This is a genomic window from Anaerolinea thermophila, assembly GCF_020723905.1.
Taxonomy (GTDB): domain Bacteria; phylum Chloroflexota; class Anaerolineae; order Anaerolineales; family Anaerolineaceae; genus Anaerolinea; species Anaerolinea thermophila_A.
The window spans coordinates 69,550-89,152 of the sequence record NZ_DYHZ01000007.1 but is presented as its reverse complement, the minus strand read 5'-3'; the positions used below and the strand labels follow the sequence as shown (position 1 = coordinate 89,152).

The 19,603-nt window shown below is 54.7% G+C and carries 18 protein-coding genes and 3 tRNA genes; 10 read left to right on the top strand and 11 right to left on the bottom strand.

Annotation, left to right across the window (positions count from 1 at the left end; all coding sequences use genetic code 11):
* The first annotated feature begins 2 nt into the window (after positions 1 to 2).
* Entirely contained in the window at positions 3 to 1,421 is a 1,419-nt protein-coding gene (locus tag LHF31_RS11465; RefSeq protein WP_298004581.1) for a LysM peptidoglycan-binding domain-containing protein, read from the top strand.
* 128 nt (positions 1,422 to 1,549) lie between these two features.
* Here LHF31_RS11465 and LHF31_RS11460 read toward each other — a convergent pair.
* Positions 1,550 to 1,621: transfer RNA gene (locus tag LHF31_RS11460), tRNA-Lys, on the bottom strand.
* 121 nt (positions 1,622 to 1,742) lie between these two features.
* On the opposite strand from LHF31_RS11460, the gene LHF31_RS11455 reads away from it, so the two are divergent.
* Positions 1,743 to 2,660, top strand: coding sequence for an aldo/keto reductase family oxidoreductase (locus tag LHF31_RS11455; protein ID WP_298004584.1), 918 nt, complete (start codon positions 1,743 to 1,745; stop codon positions 2,658 to 2,660).
* A gap of 250 nt (positions 2,661 to 2,910) precedes the next feature.
* On the opposite strand, the gene LHF31_RS11450 is transcribed toward LHF31_RS11455, so the two are convergent.
* The 5 genes from LHF31_RS11450 to LHF31_RS11430 all read right to left on the bottom strand — a co-directional run bounded on the left by LHF31_RS11450 (position 2,911) and on the right by LHF31_RS11430 (position 5,053).
* Positions 2,911 to 3,005: transfer RNA gene (locus LHF31_RS11450), tRNA-Ser, on the bottom strand.
* Positions 3,006 to 3,021: 16 nt separating this feature from the next.
* Positions 3,022 to 3,106: transfer RNA gene (locus LHF31_RS11445), tRNA-Ser, on the bottom strand.
* 73 nt (positions 3,107 to 3,179) lie between these two features.
* Positions 3,180 to 4,226 carry a M42 family metallopeptidase gene (locus LHF31_RS11440; protein ID WP_303774242.1) on the bottom strand — a complete coding sequence of 349 codons (1,047 nt, stop codon included), beginning with the start codon at positions 4,224 to 4,226 and terminating at the stop codon, positions 3,180 to 3,182.
* A 15-nt stretch (positions 4,227 to 4,241) separates the two neighbouring features.
* Positions 4,242 to 4,664, bottom strand: coding sequence for a thioesterase family protein (locus tag LHF31_RS11435; RefSeq protein ID WP_298004589.1), 423 nt, complete (start codon positions 4,662 to 4,664; stop codon positions 4,242 to 4,244).
* An 8-nt stretch (positions 4,665 to 4,672) separates the two neighbouring features.
* Positions 4,673 to 5,053 (bottom strand): hypothetical protein, encoded by a 381-nt coding sequence (locus tag LHF31_RS11430; protein WP_298004591.1) that lies wholly within the window; start codon positions 5,051 to 5,053, stop codon positions 4,673 to 4,675.
* A 58-nt stretch (positions 5,054 to 5,111) separates the two neighbouring features.
* Here LHF31_RS11430 and LHF31_RS11425 point away from each other — a divergent pair, with 58 nt between their 5' ends.
* The 3 genes from LHF31_RS11425 to LHF31_RS11415 all read left to right on the top strand — a co-directional run bounded on the left by LHF31_RS11425 (position 5,112) and on the right by LHF31_RS11415 (position 8,174).
* Positions 5,112 to 5,558 (top strand): RpiB/LacA/LacB family sugar-phosphate isomerase, encoded by a 447-nt coding sequence (locus tag LHF31_RS11425; protein WP_298004594.1) that lies wholly within the window; start codon positions 5,112 to 5,114, stop codon positions 5,556 to 5,558.
* A gap of 90 nt (positions 5,559 to 5,648) precedes the next feature.
* Complete coding sequence (locus tag LHF31_RS11420; protein WP_303774241.1) at positions 5,649 to 6,593, top strand: hydroxyacid dehydrogenase; 945 nt, start codon at positions 5,649 to 5,651, stop codon at positions 6,591 to 6,593.
* A gap of 78 nt (positions 6,594 to 6,671) precedes the next feature.
* Entirely contained in the window at positions 6,672 to 8,174 is a 1,503-nt protein-coding gene (locus tag LHF31_RS11415) for a carboxypeptidase M32 (protein ID WP_303774240.1), read from the top strand.
* Between the two features lie 80 nt (positions 8,175 to 8,254).
* Here LHF31_RS11415 and LHF31_RS11410 read toward each other — a convergent pair whose 3' ends face one another.
* Positions 8,255 to 9,298: a Gfo/Idh/MocA family protein gene (locus LHF31_RS11410; RefSeq protein ID WP_303774239.1), complete on the bottom strand. Its 1,044-nt coding sequence runs from the start codon at positions 9,296 to 9,298 to the stop codon at positions 8,255 to 8,257.
* Positions 9,299 to 9,434: 136 nt separating this feature from the next.
* Here LHF31_RS11410 and LHF31_RS11405 point away from each other — a divergent pair, with 136 nt between their 5' ends.
* The 4 genes from LHF31_RS11405 (at position 9,435) to LHF31_RS11390 (ending at position 14,002) form a co-directional block, all read left to right on the top strand.
* The gene (locus tag LHF31_RS11405) at positions 9,435 to 11,150 is read left to right on the top strand and encodes a hypothetical protein (protein WP_298010504.1); all 1,716 of its coding nucleotides are present in this window, start codon (positions 9,435 to 9,437) and stop codon (positions 11,148 to 11,150) included.
* A gap of 136 nt (positions 11,151 to 11,286) precedes the next feature.
* Positions 11,287 to 12,309, top strand: coding sequence for an ATP-binding cassette domain-containing protein (locus LHF31_RS11400; RefSeq protein ID WP_298010500.1), 1,023 nt, complete (start codon positions 11,287 to 11,289; stop codon positions 12,307 to 12,309).
* A complete protein-coding gene (locus LHF31_RS11395; RefSeq protein ID WP_298010510.1) occupies positions 12,293 to 13,132 on the top strand; it encodes an ABC transporter permease in 840 nt (279 codons plus the stop codon). Before LHF31_RS11400 ends, LHF31_RS11395 begins: the two co-directional genes overlap by 17 nt.
* 15 nt (positions 13,133 to 13,147) lie before the next feature.
* Entirely contained in the window at positions 13,148 to 14,002 is an 855-nt protein-coding gene (locus LHF31_RS11390; protein WP_298010497.1) for an ABC transporter permease, read from the top strand.
* Here LHF31_RS11390 and LHF31_RS11385 read toward each other — a convergent pair.
* The 3 genes from LHF31_RS11385 to LHF31_RS11375 form a co-directional block, all read right to left on the bottom strand.
* A complete protein-coding gene (locus LHF31_RS11385) occupies positions 13,996 to 14,715 on the bottom strand; it encodes a carbon-nitrogen hydrolase family protein (protein ID WP_298010494.1) in 720 nt (239 codons plus the stop codon). The two genes, LHF31_RS11390 and LHF31_RS11385, sit on opposite strands and share 7 nt — an antisense overlap.
* 250 nt (positions 14,716 to 14,965) lie before the next feature.
* Positions 14,966 to 15,415: a DUF3592 domain-containing protein gene (locus LHF31_RS11380; protein WP_298010492.1), complete on the bottom strand. Its 450-nt coding sequence runs from the start codon at positions 15,413 to 15,415 to the stop codon at positions 14,966 to 14,968.
* 114 nt (positions 15,416 to 15,529) lie between these two features.
* Positions 15,530 to 17,038, bottom strand: a complete 1,509-nt coding sequence (locus tag LHF31_RS11375; protein ID WP_303774238.1) for an ATP-binding protein — start codon at positions 17,036 to 17,038, stop codon at positions 15,530 to 15,532.
* A 223-nt stretch (positions 17,039 to 17,261) separates the two neighbouring features.
* Between LHF31_RS11375 and LHF31_RS11370 the strand changes: the two genes are divergently transcribed.
* A complete protein-coding gene (locus tag LHF31_RS11370) occupies positions 17,262 to 18,293 on the top strand; it encodes a D-2-hydroxyacid dehydrogenase (RefSeq protein ID WP_303774237.1) in 1,032 nt (343 codons plus the stop codon).
* Here the strand turns inward: LHF31_RS11370 and LHF31_RS11365 are convergent.
* Positions 18,290 to 19,570 carry an ATP-binding protein gene (locus LHF31_RS11365; RefSeq protein WP_298002543.1) on the bottom strand — a complete coding sequence of 427 codons (1,281 nt, stop codon included), beginning with the start codon at positions 19,568 to 19,570 and terminating at the stop codon, positions 18,290 to 18,292. The two genes, LHF31_RS11370 and LHF31_RS11365, sit on opposite strands and share 4 nt — an antisense overlap.
* Between the last annotated feature and the right edge of the window lie 33 nt (positions 19,571 to 19,603).

Genomic DNA, 19,603 nt, shown 5'->3' with positions numbered 1-19,603 from the left:
GCGTGAAAACCATCTGGATACGCTTGATCCTTCTCTCTGGCATCCTGGCGGCTTCGTTTCACTCAACGGTGCCGGTTCAGGCAGAAAAAGCCAACTTCAGCCCGCAGTCGAGCGTTACCGCTTACGATCTGATTCTTGCCATGAATACTCTGCGGGTGTCGAATGGACTATCGCCCCTGATTGAAGACCCCATCATCAATGCCGTAGCCCAGGCAACCGCTGAAATCATGGCAGCGAATCAGATGTCCTGGCATATCGGTAACGTGTCCGGGCGATTGCAATCAGCAGGATATGGCGGGGGCGCGAAAGTTTACGCCACCGAAAATTTTGCTGTCGGCAGCACATTCACCATTGACGAAATTATGCTGGCATGGGCAGACCCTGACCACATGATTCCGGCTGTCAATCCAGCCTACTGTCATGTAGGTGCAGGAGTTGCCAAAGCAGCAAATGGCATGACGTACTATGTGCTTCAGGCGGCTTATGTGGCAGGGAGATCCTGCGGCGAGTACCGCCCGCCCGCCAATTACACCCCAAAACCGGGTGAAACGCCGGTAAACGCGGGTGTTCCACAAATTATCGTGCCGGTCAAAGTGGCTACACCGGATGCTGACGGAAAGGTGTTTCACGTGGTGCAAAACGGGCAATCGCTGTGGGCAATTGCCGTGGCATACAAAGTAACGATCCGGGACCTGGAAATCTGGAACAACATCTCCCGCAACGCTCCTTTACAGGTAGGACAAAAGTTGTTCATCCCCGGCAGTAATACAGCGGGATATGCCACTCCTACACCCGCATGGATGATCCAGATTGCCACGCCCGATGCCGATGGAAGAATTGTTCATGAAGTCAAAGCCTATCAGACTCTGATACGAATCGCTGAGGCTTACGGTACTACCATAGATGCCCTGCTGGCATATAACGGCATTCAGGCAGACTGGCCCCTGCAAATCGGGCAAAAGTTGATCATCTATCCCGGAAACATCACCCCCAGCCCAACTCCGCGCCCGTTGACGCCCATCGAAAAACTCACCCCCGCCAGTGACGGCAAATATTACCACACCGTCCAGAGTGGCGAAACCCTGGCATGGATTGCCAGACTGTATGAGGTAAGTTTAAACGACCTGATGGTATGGAACGGGCTGAACGCCACGTCTATCATCCATCCCGGTGACCGGATTCTGCTACAGGTCACTCCACCGGTCACCCCCACCTTCACCCCCAGCCCGACCCTACCGCCTACGGCTACCCCGCATCCCCCTACCGCTACCCCCAGCCCAACGCCTACACCCGTGGTGGCAACGCCTACCCCTGAAGCGAGCCCCCAGAGCACTCCATCTGCGCCGTGGCTGTGGGTATTCCTGATTCTGGCTGTGGCAGGGGGAGGACTGGTGTGGCTCTTTTCGAGGAAAAGAGCCTGACAGAATTAGTTTCTAAAGAAAAGTAAACCGTTTCGAGATAAAAGGAGCGGACAGAGCCAGATCTCAACACCTCATTGAATGCTCTGTCCCCCTTTTTTACATGAACCATTCCCTCGTTAAATAAAAAGTGAGCGTGCAGGGATTCGAACCCTGAACCAATGGCTTAAAAGGCCACTGCTCTGCCGTTGAGCTACACGCCCGACGGAGCAAATTCTATCACGCCCTTGAATCAGCGTCAATGTTTTGAGAAAAACGCACACAGACAACGAACAGCATATACAATAAAGACAGTCTTTTCCACTGATCAGAGAGAGGTGCAATATGAGAAAAATAAGACTGGGGTCCAGCGATCTGGAAGTACCGGTGGTGGCAATCGGATGCATGCGCATCAATCAATTACAACCCCGACAGGCCGAAGAGTTCGTCCAGACGGCTCTGGATCTGGGCGCAAACTTCTTTGACCATGCCGATATTTACGGTGACGGCGCCTGTGAGGAAATTTTCGCTCAGGCGATACACATGAATGAACAGGTGCGTGAAAAGGTGATTCTGCAATCCAAGTGTGGCATCCGCAGGGATTGTTACGACTTTTCCAAAGAACACATTCTTAATTCTGTGGACGGCATTCTCAGGCGCCTGCGAACCGATTATCTGGATGTGCTTCTGCTCCACCGTCCGGATGCACTGGTTGAACCAGAAGAAGTGGCAGAGGCATTTGATCTCCTGCAATCAAAAGGGAAAGTGAAGTATTTTGGCGTATCCAATCACAAACCCATGCAGATTGAGCTGTTGAAAAAATTTGTTAAACAACCTGTTGTCGCCAATCAATTGCAATTGAGCATCATGCATGCTCACATGATTGCAAACGGGATGCACGTCAACATGGATGTGCCTGCAGCGTATGACCGCGATGGCAGCGTTCTGGACTACTGTCGGTTGCACGACATCACCATTCAGCCCTGGTCGCCCTTCCTGTACGGGTTCTTCGAAGGCGTTTTTGTAGGCAACGAAAAATTCCCGGTTCTGAACGCCAAAATGGATGAAATTGCCGCCCGGTACGGCGTATCGAGCACGACTATTGCCATCGCCTGGCTGTTGCGCCATCCAGCCAGAATGCAACCGGTGATCGGTACGACCAACCTGCAACGGTTGAAAGACAGCGTAAAAGCCGCAGAGGTCCACCTTACCCGTGAAGAATGGTATGAGATTTATCTGGCAGCCGGTAATACGCTGCCGTAAATGAAAAGGAGATAGGGTTCGAACCCGCACAGCCAAACTAAAACCCGCCAGAATCGGCGGGTGTATTTTTCCTGGCGGGGAGGGCGGGACGTGTCCCTCAATGGGGTTCGAACCCGCACAGCCAAACTAAAACCCGCCAGAATCGGCGGGTGTATTTTTCCTGGCGGGGAGGGCGGGACGTGTCCCTCAATGGGGTTCGAACCCGCACAGCCAAACTAAAACCCGCCAGAATCGGCGGGTGTATTTTTCCTGGCGGGGAGGGCGGGATTCGAACCCGCGGTCGAGAGTTTAGCTCCCGACAACCACTTAGCAGGCGGCCCCATTCGACCTCTCTGGCACCTCCCCGGGTGCATCTTTTGAGCGGAGGGAGAGGGATTCGAACCCCCGGTGGGTTGCCCCACACCTGTTTTCAAGACAGGCGCCTTAAGCCACTCGGCCATCCCTCCTGAGGGCGCGAGGCGTCTCCCTCAGCGCACAGCGATTATATCATAAAATCTTCGTTCTTTGGCAAAAAATGGCTCACTCCGCCAGCAGGTATGCCAGAACCCAGCGTGCAGTGGCTTCCAGCGCCTCGATGTGAGTGCGCTCATAATTGTGGGAAGCGTCTACTCCGGGACCAATCAGCGCCACTGCCACATCACCACCCGCATACCAGTACGCCTCTCCATCCGAACCGTAGTAGGGATAGATATCCACTTTGTAGGGAATCTGGTGCGCCTCGGCAATCTCTCGCAGACGGTTGCTCATCTCATGATGATAGGGACCGTGTGAATCCTTAACACACAGCGAGGCATGAAATTCATCCGAATTTTGCCCCTCCCCCACAGCCGCCATGTCCACCACCAGCAGTTCGCTCATCTCCGGCGGGAAGCCGGCAGCCGCACCATGCCCCACTTCCTCATAATTACTGATGAGCGCGATGGTGGTCTGGGTGGGCTTCTTCCCGGCAGCATACAGGGCTTTGAAGGCTGCCACAATGCACGCCACACAGGCTTTATCATCCAGGTGACGCGAGCGTACAAACCCGTTAATCACCTCCACGCGGGGATCGAATGCCACAAAATCGCCCACCTCAATTCCCAGCGCACGGGTCTCACTGGCAGACGTGGTACGCTCGTCCAGACGCACTTCCATGACATCATCTTCCCGTTTTGTGTCATTTACGGCGCTGCTGTGCACGTGAGCCGAGGCTTTGGTAAGGAGCAGAGTCCCGCGGATTTCCCGCCCACCGCGGGTAAAAACGGTGCAGTTCTCGCCCTCTACCGTGTTCCAGGCAAACCCGCCCACTTTGGTCAGTTTAAGCCGTCCGTTAGGCTTGATTTCCTTGACCATTGCTCCAAGGGTATCCACATGCGCGGTTAAGCCCCGGGGAGCGGTATTGCGCTCGCCTTCCCAGCGAATCACCAGCGCACCTTTACGCGTGCGCCGAAGAGTAACGGGCAACCCTTCCAGTGCCTGTTCAGTCACGCTGATGGCTCGATGGGTGAATCCCGTCGGGCTGGGCGTGTTCAGTAATCGGGTAAGAAAACTTACCAGATCCGCAGTATCAATTGCAGGTAAAGTCATGCCGGGTTCCTTTCTTCAGACGGTCAAGCCTTCAAAGGCAGCAATTTTCTCGCGCCATTCGGAAGGAATGGGAATGCTCTTGCGGGCATAATAATCGTAAGAGACCATCACCGTTTCAGCAGTGGCGTAGAGGGTGCCGTCCTCTTCATCTACCAGACGGTATTCAAAGGTCATGCTTTTGTTGCCCAGACGGGAAACGCGCAATTCTACCCGGCATTTGCGGAAAATTTCTACTGGCGCCAGGTAAGAAACGTGCACATCGGCAACAATCAAGCCAAGTTTGAAGAAATCCTTGCCGTCCCACAGTCCCAGATGCACCAGATATGCCATGCGGGCATGCTCAAAAAAGGTCAGGAAACGCGCATTATTCAGATGCCACTGCGGGTCAAGGTCACCATAACGAGTTTCAAGGGGGATGGAAAAACGAAATTCAGCCATGCAGTAGATTATATCTCATCGCTCTGTTCAGGAAAACTTTTCTCCGCCCGGATCATTTCCATGACCCAGGTCAGAGCATCCACCCCGCCCTGGCGATAGGCAACCCAGAGGATGGGAGGAGGAGATTTTGCCTGCACATCAGCCAGCGCCTTCAACCAGTGATCCCGTTCTGCTGCAACAGCCAAAAACCCTGCATCTCCCTGCTTTTGAAGCGTGCGCAAAACCCACTGCAACGCAACCAGACGCCCTTCTTCGTACTTCAAACCACCGGATACGCGTCCATCTTTCTGGATCTGGCAGAACGAAGAACCTGCCGACTGATGCTGATAACTGGCTTCCACCTCAGCCATTTTTTGCCGGATGTACTCAACAAGATGCGCTGATTCCACTTTCGTCCTCAACCCGATGCTTATTATAATCAGTCTATCACATGAACCCGGAGGGAATATGCGAATTGCCATAGGCTGGGATGAACATCTGCCTATCGTAGATCGTCTGCTGGCTTACCTCACCGAGCATGGGCACGAAATTCAATCCTTTGGACCGCCAGTCGGAGAAACCTGGCAGTGGTCAGCGGTGGCGCGCGATACCGCAAGGGCGGTGGCGCACGGGGATGCTGACGAGGGCATCCTGCTGTGCTGGACAGGTACTGGAGTCAGCATTGCCGCCAATAAGGTGCGCGGCATTCGCGCCGCGCTGTGCGCAGATGCCGAGACCGCCCGAGGAGCGCGAAAGTGGAACAATGCCAATGTGTTATGCCTGGCCATGCGTCTGACCAGCGAGCCAGTAGCAGTGGAAATTCTGGATGCCTGGTTTGGCACTTTGTACCAGCCCAACCCGCAAGACGATGCCTGTCTGCAAGTTATCGAGGATCTGGACCTCGGGAAAGAGTGAGCAAAGACCGGATTGGAATTATGACACAACTCAGGGTACAATCAAACGGGGAACTCCCCTCGATGAAATCATCCCAAGGAGAAGTGTCTCATGGCAACTTTTAAGATCATGATCACCGATGGGCTGGCAGAAAAAGGCAAAGCCTATTTACGCGAACATGCCGAAGTGATCGATCGCAGTGGCATCTCACCGGAAGATTTGCTGAAAGAAGTGGGCGAGGTTGACGCGCTCATCGTGCGCAGTCGCACCAAAGTCAATGCGGCCGTATTCGAAGCGGGCAAACGCCTGAAAGTAGTCGGACGTGCCGGCATTGGTGTGGACAACATTGACCTCAACGCTGCCCGCGCCGCCGGCGTCACTGTGGTCAACTCTCCACTGGCAACCACCGTTTCCGTCGCCGAACTGGCGATGGGATTGATGCTGGCGCTGGTGCGCGAAATTCCCCGCGCTGATGCCAGCATGAAACAGGGAAAATGGCTGAAGAAAGAGTTTGAAGGACACGAACTCTATCAGAAAACCCTGGGCATTATCGGGTGTGGACGGATTGGCTCTGCGGTAGCCGAACGCGCCCAGGCTTTCGGCATGCATGTGCTGGCGTTCGATCGTTTCCGCCCCAAAGACGAACTGTGCCAGTGCAGTGAACCGGTCGAAGAACTCGACGACCTGCTGGCACGCTCTGATTTCCTCTCTCTGCACCTGCCCCTGACCGCTGAAACCAGAAACCTGCTCAGCCATGAACAGTTTGCGAAAATGAAAGACGGCGTTTATCTGATCAATGCTGCGCGCGGCGGCATTGTGGACGAAGAAGCCCTGCTGGCAGCACTCAACTCTGGCAAAGTTGCCGGCGCCGCCCTGGATGTCTTTTCAGTCGAACCGCCCAGCGAAAACAACCCGCTGGTGATGCACCCGCACGTCATCTGCACCCCTCATATGGGCGCCCAGACTCATGAAGCCCAGGCACGGGCAGGGTATGACATTGCAACCGAGGTCGTTGCCGCTTTGAAGGGTGACCCCCTGCGCTGGAAGTGCGCCTGAGCGCCTTCCTTTGAATGGAATTCCACCCCAAAGGCGGAAGACAAATTTACAACTTCAGTTTATTTAGAAAGGTGTCCCATGGAAGAAAAACTTGCAAAATTGAAGACCCTGTTAGGTGAAATTACCGACCTGACAGCCACTGCCGCCATCCTCAGTTGGGACCAGCAGACCTACATGCCCCCCGGCGGCGCTGAAGACCGCGGCAGTCAACTGGCTTTGCTGGCGCGTCTGGAGCATGAGCGCTGGGTTTCCAGCGAGATGGGCGAATTACTCGCTGACCTCGAAAAAGAAACGGCTCACCTGCCCGCCGATTCTTTCGAGCGGGCCCTGGTTCGAGTGACGCTGCGAGACTACCAGAAACGCACCCGTGTGCCGGCAAAGTGGGTCACAGAGTTCACCGAGGTGACCACCCTGGCACAGGAAGCCTGGGTGAAAGCCCGCCAGCAGGCAGATTTCCGCCAGTTCCAGCCGCATCTGGAACGCATCGTTGAAATGCGCCGTGAGTACTCGGAGTTCTTCAAACCATACACCCATGTGTACGACCCGCAACTGGATGATTTTGAACCGGGCATGAAAACTGCTGAAGTACAGGCGATCTTTGATGAAGTGCGCCCGAGGCAGGTTACCCTGCTCAAAGCCATTCAAGCCCACCCTCAGGTAGATGATTCCTTCCTGCAACAGGAATTTCCCGAGAAAGCCCAGTGGGATTTCGGCGTGGAAGTCATCACCCGCTTTGGCTACGACTGGCAGAAGGGACGGCAGGATAAAGCAGCGCACCCCTTCACCACCAGTTTTGGCGTGGGTGATGTGCGCATCACCACCCGCGTGGATACCCGCCGGCTGGGGACAGCACTCTTTGGCACAATGCACGAATGCGGTCATGCCCTGTACGATCTGGGACTGGACCCTGCCTATCACCGCACTCCCCTGCGCCAGGGGGCTTCAATGGCAATTCATGAGTCTCAATCGCGCATGTGGGAGAATCTGGTCGGGCGTTCTCTACCGTTCTGGCGTTTCTTCTACCCGCGCCTGCAGGAGTACTTCCCCACTCAACTGGGCAACGTGCCGCTGGAAGCCTTCTATAAAGCCATTAACAAAGTCCAGCCTTCGTTCATCCGCGTGGAAGCCGATGAAGCCACCTACAACCTGCACATCATGCTGAGGCTGGAACTGGAAATTGCCCTGCTGGAAGGCAGTCTGGAAGTGAAAGACCTGCCCGCCGCCTGGAACGAAAAGTTCCAGTCCTACCTGGGGCTCACCCCGCCCAACGATGCCCTGGGCGTTCTGCAGGACATTCACTGGTCAAGCGGGTACTTTGGCTACTTCCCCACCTACGCACTGGGCAATCTGGTCTCGGCGCAATTGTGGGAAAAGATTCACGCCGATATTCCCGACCTGGATGGACAAATTGAAAAAGGCGAATTTAGCGCCCTGCTGGGCTGGCTAAGGGACAACGTACACCGCTGGGGACGTTTATACGAACCGCAGGAACTGGTTGAGAAGGTGACCGGCTCGCGCATCACGCCCCAGCCGTATCTGCGTTATCTGGAAAGCAAATACAGAGAAATTTACGGGTTGTAAAGCCTGAATATAGAGGGAAAAAACCGGCTTCCATCAAAGAAAGCCGGTTTTTTGTTTGCCATCTGGGCTCTCTGTTGTTCTCAATTCTCAATTTTTACCGGCTTGCCCGCCGCGGCGCTTTGATACAGCGCATCGAGAATCTGCATGACCTTTAAGCCTTCCTCTCCGGTGGCAATGTGCGGCTTGCCAGTGAGAAGGCAATCCACAAAATGGTAATACGACGAGGTCACCGGCGGGTAGGGCGGGTGCAGTTTCATATCAAAGTGTGCACCATCCTTCTCAAGGAAAATCTCTGCCTCAAAGCGGTACCCCTCATCCAGATTCCTCTGTACCAGCCCGGCGCGCGTCCCATACAGGCGGGTTTCCATGAATTCGCTTTCTTTAATGTTTGCTGCCCATGAGGCTTCGAGTATCAGGGTTGCTCCATTCTCAAAGCGAATCATCCCTGCAGCCAGGTCTTCCACGTCAAAGGTCTTGCCCTGTTTTTGCGCCAGTTCTGCACCGATGTATTGATAGGCGCTTCCCATCACCCAGACCGGCTGGGGATACCCCATCAGCCAGAGGGCTAAATCCAGGCGGTGCACTCCCAGATCAATCAGCGGTCCTCCACCTGAAAGGGCTTTTTGTCCAAACCAGCCGCCAAAACCGGGTAAACCGCGCCGCCGATGCCAGACAGTACGCCCGAAGTAAATTTCACCCAGTACCCCGGCATCAACCTGCTGTTTGAGCACCATGCTTTGCTCGGTAAAGCGGTAAGAAAAGTTAATCATCAATCGCTTGCCAGCCTGTTGGGCGGCATTCAGCATCTGACGTGCTTCTGAAGCACTCATTGCCATCGGCTTTTCACAAAGGACATGACACCCTGCCGCCAGTGCCGCCAGTGTCAGCGGTGCGTGGAATTTGTTCGGCGTGGCAATACTCACGGCATCCAGACGCTCCATTTCCAGCATCTCTTCGGCGCTGGTATACCGCTTTTCCACACCATAACGGTCAGCCAATTCATGAAGCAAGCGCTCATTCATGTCTGCTACCGCGACCACCCGCGCCCGGGGATGGCTCTGAAATCCTGCCACATGGTTGCGCCCCATCCCCAGACCGATCACACCAATGCGTACTTCATCCATGCAATCCTCCTTGAAAAAACGTTGGGAAACATCTCCATTTTACGCCTGCTCCTGTAGAAGGAAAGGATTTTCGTGGTATCATGCTTGAGAAAAAGTACCATTTTTCAATTTCTTCCAGAACCACAGGAGGATTGTTGTGAGACGCTTTTTCCTCAGCCTCTATGCTGGACTGCTGGCATTCTTCTTTGCACAGGTATTCACTGCGCAGGTACTGGGGCTTGCCGGGATTTACCGCGCCATTGCTGTCATTCCCCTCACCGTTTTACTGACCGTTCTGGCAGTGCGAATTTACTGGCGCTGGGGAGGAGAGGCTTTTCTCGCCCAACTTCCTGAAGAACGCCCCTTACCCGCATGGGCTAACCACGTTCTGGCTGTAGCGGGGATACTACTGGTGCTGGCAATTGCCGTTATCCCCACCGCACTCTGGCCCCTCTCGCCGGTCAGCGAGACCCTGCACTGGGATGCCGGCGCATACCACTTCCCCAAAGCAGTGGAACTGTACAAAAGCGGCAATGTCTGGGATCTGTCTATTCCTTACGGGGAATTTCCATTTGGATATGAATCCATGCTTTCTTTTGCTCTACTGCTGGCTGGGAAAGAAACTTTCTTCGGGCTGATCCATGCACTCACAGCACTGACCGCCTTTCTGGGGCTGTGGCTTCTGGCGCGGCGGGCTACCACCCTTCCGGATGGGGTTTTAATGTTTCTTGCCGGATTGATTTTCGTCAGCGAAGCCATAACTGTGCGGGGGAACCCTTTCTATATTTTTCTGGATCAATCCCATATGATCGGCAAGAATGACCTCTTTCTTGCCACGGGGGTGATTGCCGCATTCGCCCATGCCCCGCTGGGACGCACCCCACAGAACAGCCGTATCCATCTGCCCGGGCTGGTATACGCCACACTGCTGGTGCTGGCAACCAAGCCGGGAGGCATGTTTGCAGTCGCCCCACTATGGCTTGCAGTGCTGTGGGAATGGCTCAAAGGATGGAAAACCACACCGCGCTGGCGCGAACTGGGCTTTTCTGCGCTGTTTATCATCCCCGGAGGGTTATGGGCAGTGCGCAACCTGTTCATCATTCACACCATCTTCCCTGAAGGGGTATGGGAGATGAATGAATGGAGCATTGCTAACAACCTGACCAACCCTTACTTTTACAACTACCTGCCACGCAATTTTGTCTTCCTGCTGGTTGTCCTCGGCGTCAGCCTTGCGCTTACCCTGCTGAGGAAAAAGCCGTACTGGCGCATTCCTGTGGCTTTCCTGCTCCTGTTCATCGGGTTCATTTTCACCCCCGAATCGGGCTTTATGAAGACCACCCAGGTGCCCACACAAACCGCATGGCGGCTGGGGATTGCCCTGGTGGCATACGAGGTTGTTGTCCTGCTGGCGCTGATCGAGCCTTTCCTGAACGCCGTCCTCAAGCGTCTCCCGCCGGTGTGGATTGCTGTTCCCGCCATCCTCATTGCGTGTGGACTGGTCATCTACACCCGCGACCTGTACCGGTTGAACCCCCAGAATGCCATCGTCCTGCGAGATGAATTCCGCGAGTCGGTCGGAGTGGATGGATATCACAGCGCCTACGATTTCGTGCAACGCAACCTTCGTCATAAAGTGATTCAGGTTGAAGGCGGCGTATTTTACTACCTGTATGGTCCCGGATACACCAACTTCCCCACCAAAAGGCAGTATCCGCTGGGACGGGAACACATGGTACCTCAACTGGATCCGCAATATCTGGTGGTGATTCCTCACGGAGACCCTTTCCAGCCATCGGAAGATTTCTGGAAACGTTGGAAGATCGTATACCGTGATTCCCAGGGGCTGGTGCTGGAACGGATAGCGCCTTGAAAGCAGGGTAATTTTTCAACCTTGACAATTCAGAACATAAATTCTACAATCTCTCATGGAAAGAAAACCGGGCGTCATCGGGGCGCGAGAATGCGCCCCATTCGTATCATTACTGGGTTCATGAATCGGAATGGAAATGGAAGAACCTTCTGCAATTCGCACCGAACACCTCGGGCGGGTGTACAAAATCCGCAATAACCGCAAAGAAGCCTTTCGCGAACTGGTTGCCCTGCAGGATGTCAACCTGGAGGTCCAGCGGGGAGAACTGTTTGGATTACTGGGTCCTAACGGCGCCGGAAAAACGACCCTGATTAAGATCCTCACCACCCTGCTGGCACCTACCAGCGGTAAAGCCAGCGTGGCAGGGTATGACGTGCTCACTCAGGCTGGAGAAGTGCGCAAGCGGATCAACATGGTGTCCGGCGGTGAAACCTCGGGCTACGGTTTACTGACCGTACGTGAAAACCTGTGGATGTTCGCACAGTTTTACGGCATCGAAAGCAAAGAAGCCTACCGGCGTATTGACATGTTGATGGAAATCGTGGGCATGAAAGACCGCCTGAACACCAAATCAGCCGACCTTTCCACAGGGCTGCGCCAGAAGATGAACATTGTGCGCGGTTTCCTCACCGACCCGGAGGTTCTCTTTCTGGATGAACCTACCCTGGGACTGGACGTGGGCGCCTCGCGCGATGTACGTGCCTTCATCCGTCGGTGGATGGACGAAAACCCACAGCGCACCCTTCTGCTTACCACGCACTATATGGTAGAAGCCGAAGAGTTGTGTGATCGGGTGGCGATTATCAACCAGGGGCGGGTACTGGCATGCGACACACCCGGCAACCTGAAACAACAATTGCAGCACGAAGCCATCTTTCAGGTATGGGTACAGCGGGAAAACCTTCTGGAAGAACAGGCATTTAAAACCCTTGGGGGGCTGCGCCATTTTCACCAGACTTTTGAAAACGGCGCCCTGCGCCTTGAACTCATTCTGGATGAAGAAAACCTGTTAACCGCGGTGCTGAACCGGCTGGTGGAATCGCAAGCCCGCATTCTGCGATTGGAGAAACGTCAACCCACACTGGAAGATGTGTTTGTCCATCTGGTGGGACAGCGTCTGGAGGAGGTGGAAGGTGAATCCCATGCTCCCGCCGATTGAGCGGCGTGCCAGCGGAGCGCGTCTTTTCTGGATGACCGTGTGGGGCAGAGCCTATCCCCGTGTGGTGGGCATGCAGAGGGAACGCTCGTGGGTGTTCTTCGATGTCTTCCTGCCTCTGCTGAGCGTGGCGGCGTACGTCTTCGTGTACCGCGCCATCCGCGCGCCGGAAGAGTATGTGGGTTTCGTCGTGCTGGGCGGCGCCATGACAGCGTTCTGGATGAACATTCTATGGAGCATGTCCAGCCAGTTGTACTGGGAAAAGGAACAGGGCAATCTGGCGCTGTACATCATCTCCCCTGCCAGTATGATGGCAATTTTGCTGGGCATGGCAATTGGCGGGCTGGTGGCAACCCTGCTCCGCGCAGTGGCAATTTTATGGATTGGTTCATGGCTGTTTCAGGTGCAATACACTGTTGTTTCCTTCTGGAAACTGTTTGCAGTGTTCTCGCTGAGCATGGTGGCTTTGTACGGACTGGGCATGATGAGCGCCTCTTTGTTCCTGCTGTTCAGCCGGGAAGCGTGGCACCTGGCAAATCTGGCAATGGAACCCGTCTATCTGGTCACGGGTATGTACTTTCCGGTGAAGAATCTGGGCTTCTGGGCGGCGGCGGGAGCCTCGCTCATCCCGTTGACTCTGGGGCTGGATGCCATGCGCCAGTTGATCTTCGTCAACGGAGCGGCACTGGGCTTTCTCAGCGTAGAGGTGGAAATCCTCGTGCTGATTGTGCTCAGTGTGGTATTCCTGATTGGCGCGCGCTATTTACTGGCGTTTATCGAAAAACTTGCCATTCAGGAAGGGCGGTTGACGGAAAACCGCCGGTAAAAGGATACAGGTCTCATGAACCGTTCGATTCCTCTGCGCTCTTTCCTCACCGCCGCCTGGCTGGGCTGGCAAATTGAATCCAACTGGACGGATCCTTTCCTGTTTGCCACATATTCCATCATCAAGCCAGTGGCAGGTGCGGCAATTCTGGTCATCATGTACGCCATTGTCACCCAGGGACAGTTTGACTCGCCGGTATTTGCCTATCTGTTTCTGGGAAATGCCTTTTATCAGTATGTCCCGGCGGTGCTGAGCGGCGTTTCGTGGACCATCATTGATGACCGGGAACACTACCGCACGCTCAAGTACATCTATGTCGCACCGGTGAACATCCCGTTTTATCTGTTCGGGCGGGCTGTTGCCAAGTTTATCATCGCCACAATCGGGGTGATCATCACCATCGCCGCGGGAGTGCTCTTCCTGCACGTCCGCATTAACTGGGCGCAGGTGCACTGGGGGGTGTTCCTGCTCTCGCTGGCGCTGGGCATTATCATGATGGCGCTTCTGGGATTGATTCTGGCGGGTATCACCCTGTTGACGGCGCGCCATTCCTACTATATTGGAGATGTGGTGGCAGGAGGGCTGTTCCTCTTTACAGGCGCCATCTTTCCACTGGAGATCCTGCCTGTCTGGCTCAGACCGGTGGGGTACGCTCTACCCATCACCTACTGGCTGGAACTGCTCCGCCGCGCGCTGGTGGGAGAAGTGGCACAAGCCTTTCCAACATTTGCAGCGCTTTCCAACGAAACCCTTTTCCTGGTGCTGATTGCGGCATCACTGGTGTTTGGAACAGCTTCAGTGTTCATCTTCCGCCGCTGTGACTTCATCGCCCGCGAGCGAGGCAATCTGGACATCACCACCAATTACTGAAGAGACACGATCAGAGGCATATCACTCCCGTGTGGCGATTCCGCCAGCACCCTGCCCTGTGCATTCACCAGCATTGCCCCGCCAAACGCCCCTTCAGGGGTATTCTGTTCCAGGCAGTTCACCAGCGCCGTGAGTACGCCTGCCTGTCGAATCGCATCGCTGTAGGCAGCACGCTCTTCGTTTTCCCAGCGCTGCATGTCGGGAGAGCGTCCATCAAATCCCCGCGACATGGGCACCAGTAACAGGCGCACATCCCGGGGCAGGGTTGCCAGCACTTCTTCATGAAAGAGGTCTCCGCAAATCAGCAGTCCCAGTTTGCCCACTTCGGTTTCAGCAACCGAAGCATTCCTCCCACGTAAAAAGGGAGCATGTTCCATCACCTTGCGATGAATCAGGCAGATTTCCCCCAAAGGATTCAGCAAAACTGCCGAGTCGTATACCCCATCGGGTGTGCGCTCCAGGAAACCAAAGACAAGAAAGACCCCATGCCGGCGGGCAAGATTCGCCATTGCAGAGATGGAAACCCCATCCAGCGGTTCGGCAAATTCGCGCAGGTCAGATTCTTCATAGAGATAACCCGTGAAGGCGCACTCCGGAAGACAAATCAAATCGGGCTGGTGCCGGAGGACATCTTCCAGAATACACTCAAACCGATGAAAATTCTGTTCCCGTTTGCGGGGGGTAATGGCAAGCGGAATCAGCGCCAGACGCATACACACCTCAAAAAATGATGAGAAATTACTCCGGCAAATGGCTTATCCCTGAAAAATAAACGCATCCAGCGGACAGAAGAGTCTCCCGGTGCGGTCAATACGTCCACCCCATAAACCACAAACAGCCCCAGAAATGCAACGAAAGCCGCCAGACGCAGAAAATACCAGACTGGTGAAGACCCTGAGAGTAAAACAGCCCCTCGTAAAATGGATATCGGTGTGTAACGCCCTTGAAACCGAACTTCCATCCTTATTCATCTCCTGCATACAATTCTCGAATAAATGCACGGCGCGGGTTTCCCTGATCCACCAGTACGATTACCGGCATTCCCTCAACCAGAGCACGGGTCGTTTTATTCTTCACGACTATATTCCGGGAAAGATATCGCTCGCCCTGAAACATGTACACCACTTCTACCCTGCCGCGGTCGCGATAAAAAGAAACCCGTACCACCGTAGCAGATACCTGGGTGCCTTCCTCAAACACCCGGCGAATGGTATACACACGCCAGAAAAGCACCGCGAGAAAAATCAGGGAAACCGGAAGCAGTACCAGCGCCAGACTCTGAATGGTGACCAGATTTTCTCCCAGGAAGAACTGCAGGAAAATGACCCCCAGGTAAAAAAGGGGAGCCACCCAGCCTAAAAAAGCGCCATAATCATTTAACAAAATTTTCTTAAGAGAGGCTTGCGTGTTCATACCGGTTCAATTGGAGGGGGTGTAAACAGAAGGGAGATCCATAGAGAGAAATCCTTTTCTTAACAGCAAGGTATATGCTGGGATCCGTCCCCAAAACAGAGGGTCAAAGGTCAGTTAACCGGAAGGCGATTCGCCATCACCGGGTGAAACGGGCAGGGCAAAGGTAAAGCAACTGCCTTCATTCACTTTGCTTTCCACCCAGATTTCTCCCCCATGCGAGCGAACTGCCAGGCGACAAAAAGCCAGTCCCAGACCAATCCCTTTCGGGAAACGTTCAGATTGCAAACGGGCAAATTTATCAAAGATGACTTCCAGCGCATCGGGAGGGATGCCGGGACCGTTATCGCAAACGGAAAACTCCACCCGATCCCCTTTCCGGCACACCGAGAGGAAAATTTTTCCCTTGAAGGAGGTATATTTGGTGGCATTATCCATCAAATTAATCAGCACACGGCGAATCATATCCGTGTCAATATCCAGAGGCGGCAGGTTAGGTTCGATTTGGACATCCACCTGCTGGCCTTTGTTCTCGGCTACCGGCAGAATGGTATCCACCGCTTCATAAACCAGCGGAGCCACCTCGGTTCTGGTTCGATTGGTGATAGGTTGACCGGCTTCCAGACGGTAAATATCCAGCAGGGTGTTAATCAACCGTTGCATACGCCCGGTGGAGCGGATGGCGATGCTGAGCAAAGCCCGCAGGTTCTCATCATCGCTCACCGGTAAGAGCATATTCAGCATTTCCAAACTGGAAATAATATTGGAAAGCGGAGAACGCAGGTCGTGATAAACCATTGCCATCAGGTCATCACGCAGGGCATCCAGTTGCTTGCGCTCGGTAATGTCCTGCAAAATCCACTGCAGGACATCTCCGCTGGGAAACGCCACTTTGCGCACATGCACCTCAACCGGTACAGCCGATTGATCTGCTGTCCAGAGCAACCCTTCCTGGCGCAAAGTCTGCCCTGCCCCAAGAGGTTCGGCGTTCACGCTCAACCAGTCGGCGGGAAGTTTAAGCAATTCCAGAATGGATTTTTCCGCCAGCACTTCAGCAGGATAGCCGGTCAGTGAAATTGCCTGGCGGTTGGCTTCCAGGATCTGTCCGTTCAAACTGGTTATGCAGATCGGATCAATGCTGTCGTCAAACAGTTCTCGATAGCGGCGGGTGACCGCCTGCAAAGAGTTATACAAACGCGCATTGTAGATGGCAATCCCCGCCTGATCGGCGATAGACTGCACCAGCGCGAGATGCTCCTGATTGAAGAAAAGCGGTTTGGGGTGAACAATGGTGAGAATCCCCACAACCTGCTCGCGTGCCATCACAGGCACACAAATAGCCGATTTTGCTCCTGTTCGGCTAGCCGCATCATCGGGACGCTGCGCCCAACGCTCATCCCGGCTGGTATCGCTGAGCATCACTGCCTGGCGGTTACGCAAGACCCACCCTGCCAGACCATCCTGCAATACATTGTTCCAATGCTCAACGCTGCGCTCCAGAAGAAAATCGTTGACAATGAGCGCCCCCTCCACCGCCTGATTGCCATCCAGAACAATGATGCTGGCGCGCTCTGCGCCCACATGGCGACTGGAAAGCATCAGCACCCGCGAAAGCACCGTGCGCAAATCCAGATCCGAGGTGAGTTCCCGGCTGATGTTGTACAGCAGTTAGCGTGGTTCGCGAGGTTTCATCCATGGCACTCTTCCAACCCCTTTTTGAGAGTATAGCATATTTTGAAAACAGAAAAGTTACCCAAAAATTGCAAAAATGTCTTCAGAAAAGCCGGCTGTTCCCAAACCTGTTCCCTGGGCGCCGTCTTCAAGGCGATTCCAATTGTATAATCAAAACATGGAGATCAACCTGCGTGCCCCCATCGAGATCCTGATCACCCTCCCTCTGCGGGAAGAGGTCCTGGAACCCATTCGAGAATTCAGCCCCAACGTCAACCTTTCTATCATACCAGCCCGCCGCCCGGAGGATATCCCCGCCGAGGTGTGGGCAAAAACTGAAGTACTGTACACCGACCGCGTCCTGCCTGCGCCCGAACAGGTACCCTCCCTGCGATGGATTCAATTTCATTTTGCCGGCATTGATTTTGCGGTAGATTCCCCCCTTTTGCAGAAACCTGAGTTAAAGGTCACCAACCTCAGCGGCGCGGCGGCGGCACAGACCGCTGAGTTTGCCCTCACCATGATGCTGGCACTGGCGCATCGCCTGCCGGCATTAATGAGCGCTCAAAACCGCGCGGAATGGGCACATGACCGCTGGGAACGCTTTCGTCCCGTGGAACTGCGCTCCAGCACGGTAGGCATTGTAGGGTATGGCTCCATCGGGCGAGAACTGGCACGCCTGCTTCAACCGCTGGGTGTACGGGTACTGGCATGCAAGCGCGATGTGCGCCACCCTCAAGATGAGGAGTACATCCCCGAAGGGTTGGGAGATCCTCAGGGAATTTACTTCACCCGCCTCTATCCCTATCAGGCACTGCGAACCATGTTCCGGGAGTGCGACTTTGCGGTCATCACCGTGCCACTTACCCCTCAGACACGGGGGATGATCGGCGCCAGCGAACTGTCGGCGCTCAAACCCGGAGCGTTTCTGGTCGTCATTGGGCGAGGCGGTGTAGTGGATGAAACAGCCCTTCTGGAAGCCTTGCAGGATAAACGGCTGGGCGGCGCGGCGCTGGATGTCTTTGCCGAAGAACCGCTGGCACCCACCAGCCCTCTGTGGAAAGCCCCCAACCTCATCATCAGCCCACACATTGCAGGGCTCAGTGCGCATTATGACGAACGTGCCATGGCACTGTTTGCCGCCAATCTCCGGCGATACATTCAGGGAGAAAAACTCTTTAATCTATACGAACCAGAAAGAGGCTATTAGCCGGAAGAGGAAGGCTTCCGTCCGCGCACCGGGCGACGTTCTTCTGAGGGCAGGTAAGTAGGCGCCTGGATGGCAAACCACGTGCACAGGCGGCGATCCAGCATACGGCTGCGAATGCGCGGATCAATCTCATCGGGCTTGCTGGAGGTGGTAATCACGGTGGGTAACTCGGCAATGTAACGGTGATTGATGATCTGATAGAGTTTTTCGCGCGCCCACGGCGTTGCGCTTTGCGTACCCAAATCGTCCAGAATCAACAACTTAGCCGAACGCACCTCTTCAAACACCTCATCATAAGAGATATTGGAAGTGGGGCTGAAGGTAGAGCGCAGGTGATCGAGCAAATCGGGAACCACCACAAACAGAGGGGGATTTCCCAGACTGGCTTGATAATTGCCAATTGCCGCAGCGAGATGGGTCTTGCCACAGCCATAGTCGCCCGAAAGCACCAGCCAGCCGCGGGGATGTTCGGCAAACTCGTAGGCAATCTCAAAGGCTTTGCGCAAGTTGGCGCGGTCTTCAGGGGTGATGCCCTTTTCTTTCTCGCGGAAGTGGAAAGTACCAAAGGTCATCCGGCTGTAGAGCGGCAGAGCAGACAGACGCGGTCTGGTGGTATCTTCGAGAGGCTGACGATAATCCTGCGCCTCAATGCGCACTGTGGTGACCAGTTCCACATCGCGCAGGCGAGATTGAATGCGCCCTTCAATTTCTTCCAGCGCCTGATTGGTGGTAATCACCGTAGGCAGGCGGTGAATGTAGCGGTGATTGAAGATTTGATAGAGTTTTTCCTGCGCCCAGGCAGTGGCGTTTTGCGTTCCGAGATCATCCAGCACCAGCAAACGAATGTTGCGAATTTCCTCAAAGCGGGCTTCAAATGTATCATCGGGGGCATCGTAAGCATAGCGCAGCCAGTCCAGCAAATCGGGGACGGTGAGGAAAAGGGTAGGCACGCCCAGAGATACCGCCTCGTGGGCAATTGCCGCCGCCAGATGGGTCTTCCCCACCCCATAACCGCCAATGAGCAACAGCCAGCCATTGAGCGAATGAGCATACTTCTGCGCCTGTTCGTAAGCATTTTCCAGCGAGCGCACCATGGCATCACCCTGCCCATGTCGCCCCCGCGGATTGAATGTGGCAAAGGTCATTTTTTCCAGCGCCTGCAAATTACTGGCGCGGTAGGCACGCTGGAAGGTTGCCCGAACCACCTCAGCGGAACGGCAGGAACAAATTTCCACCTTCCCGAAATCCGGGTGGTCAATGGGAAGGTCGCGACGCACATATCCGATTCCACCACAAATCGGGCAATTGGG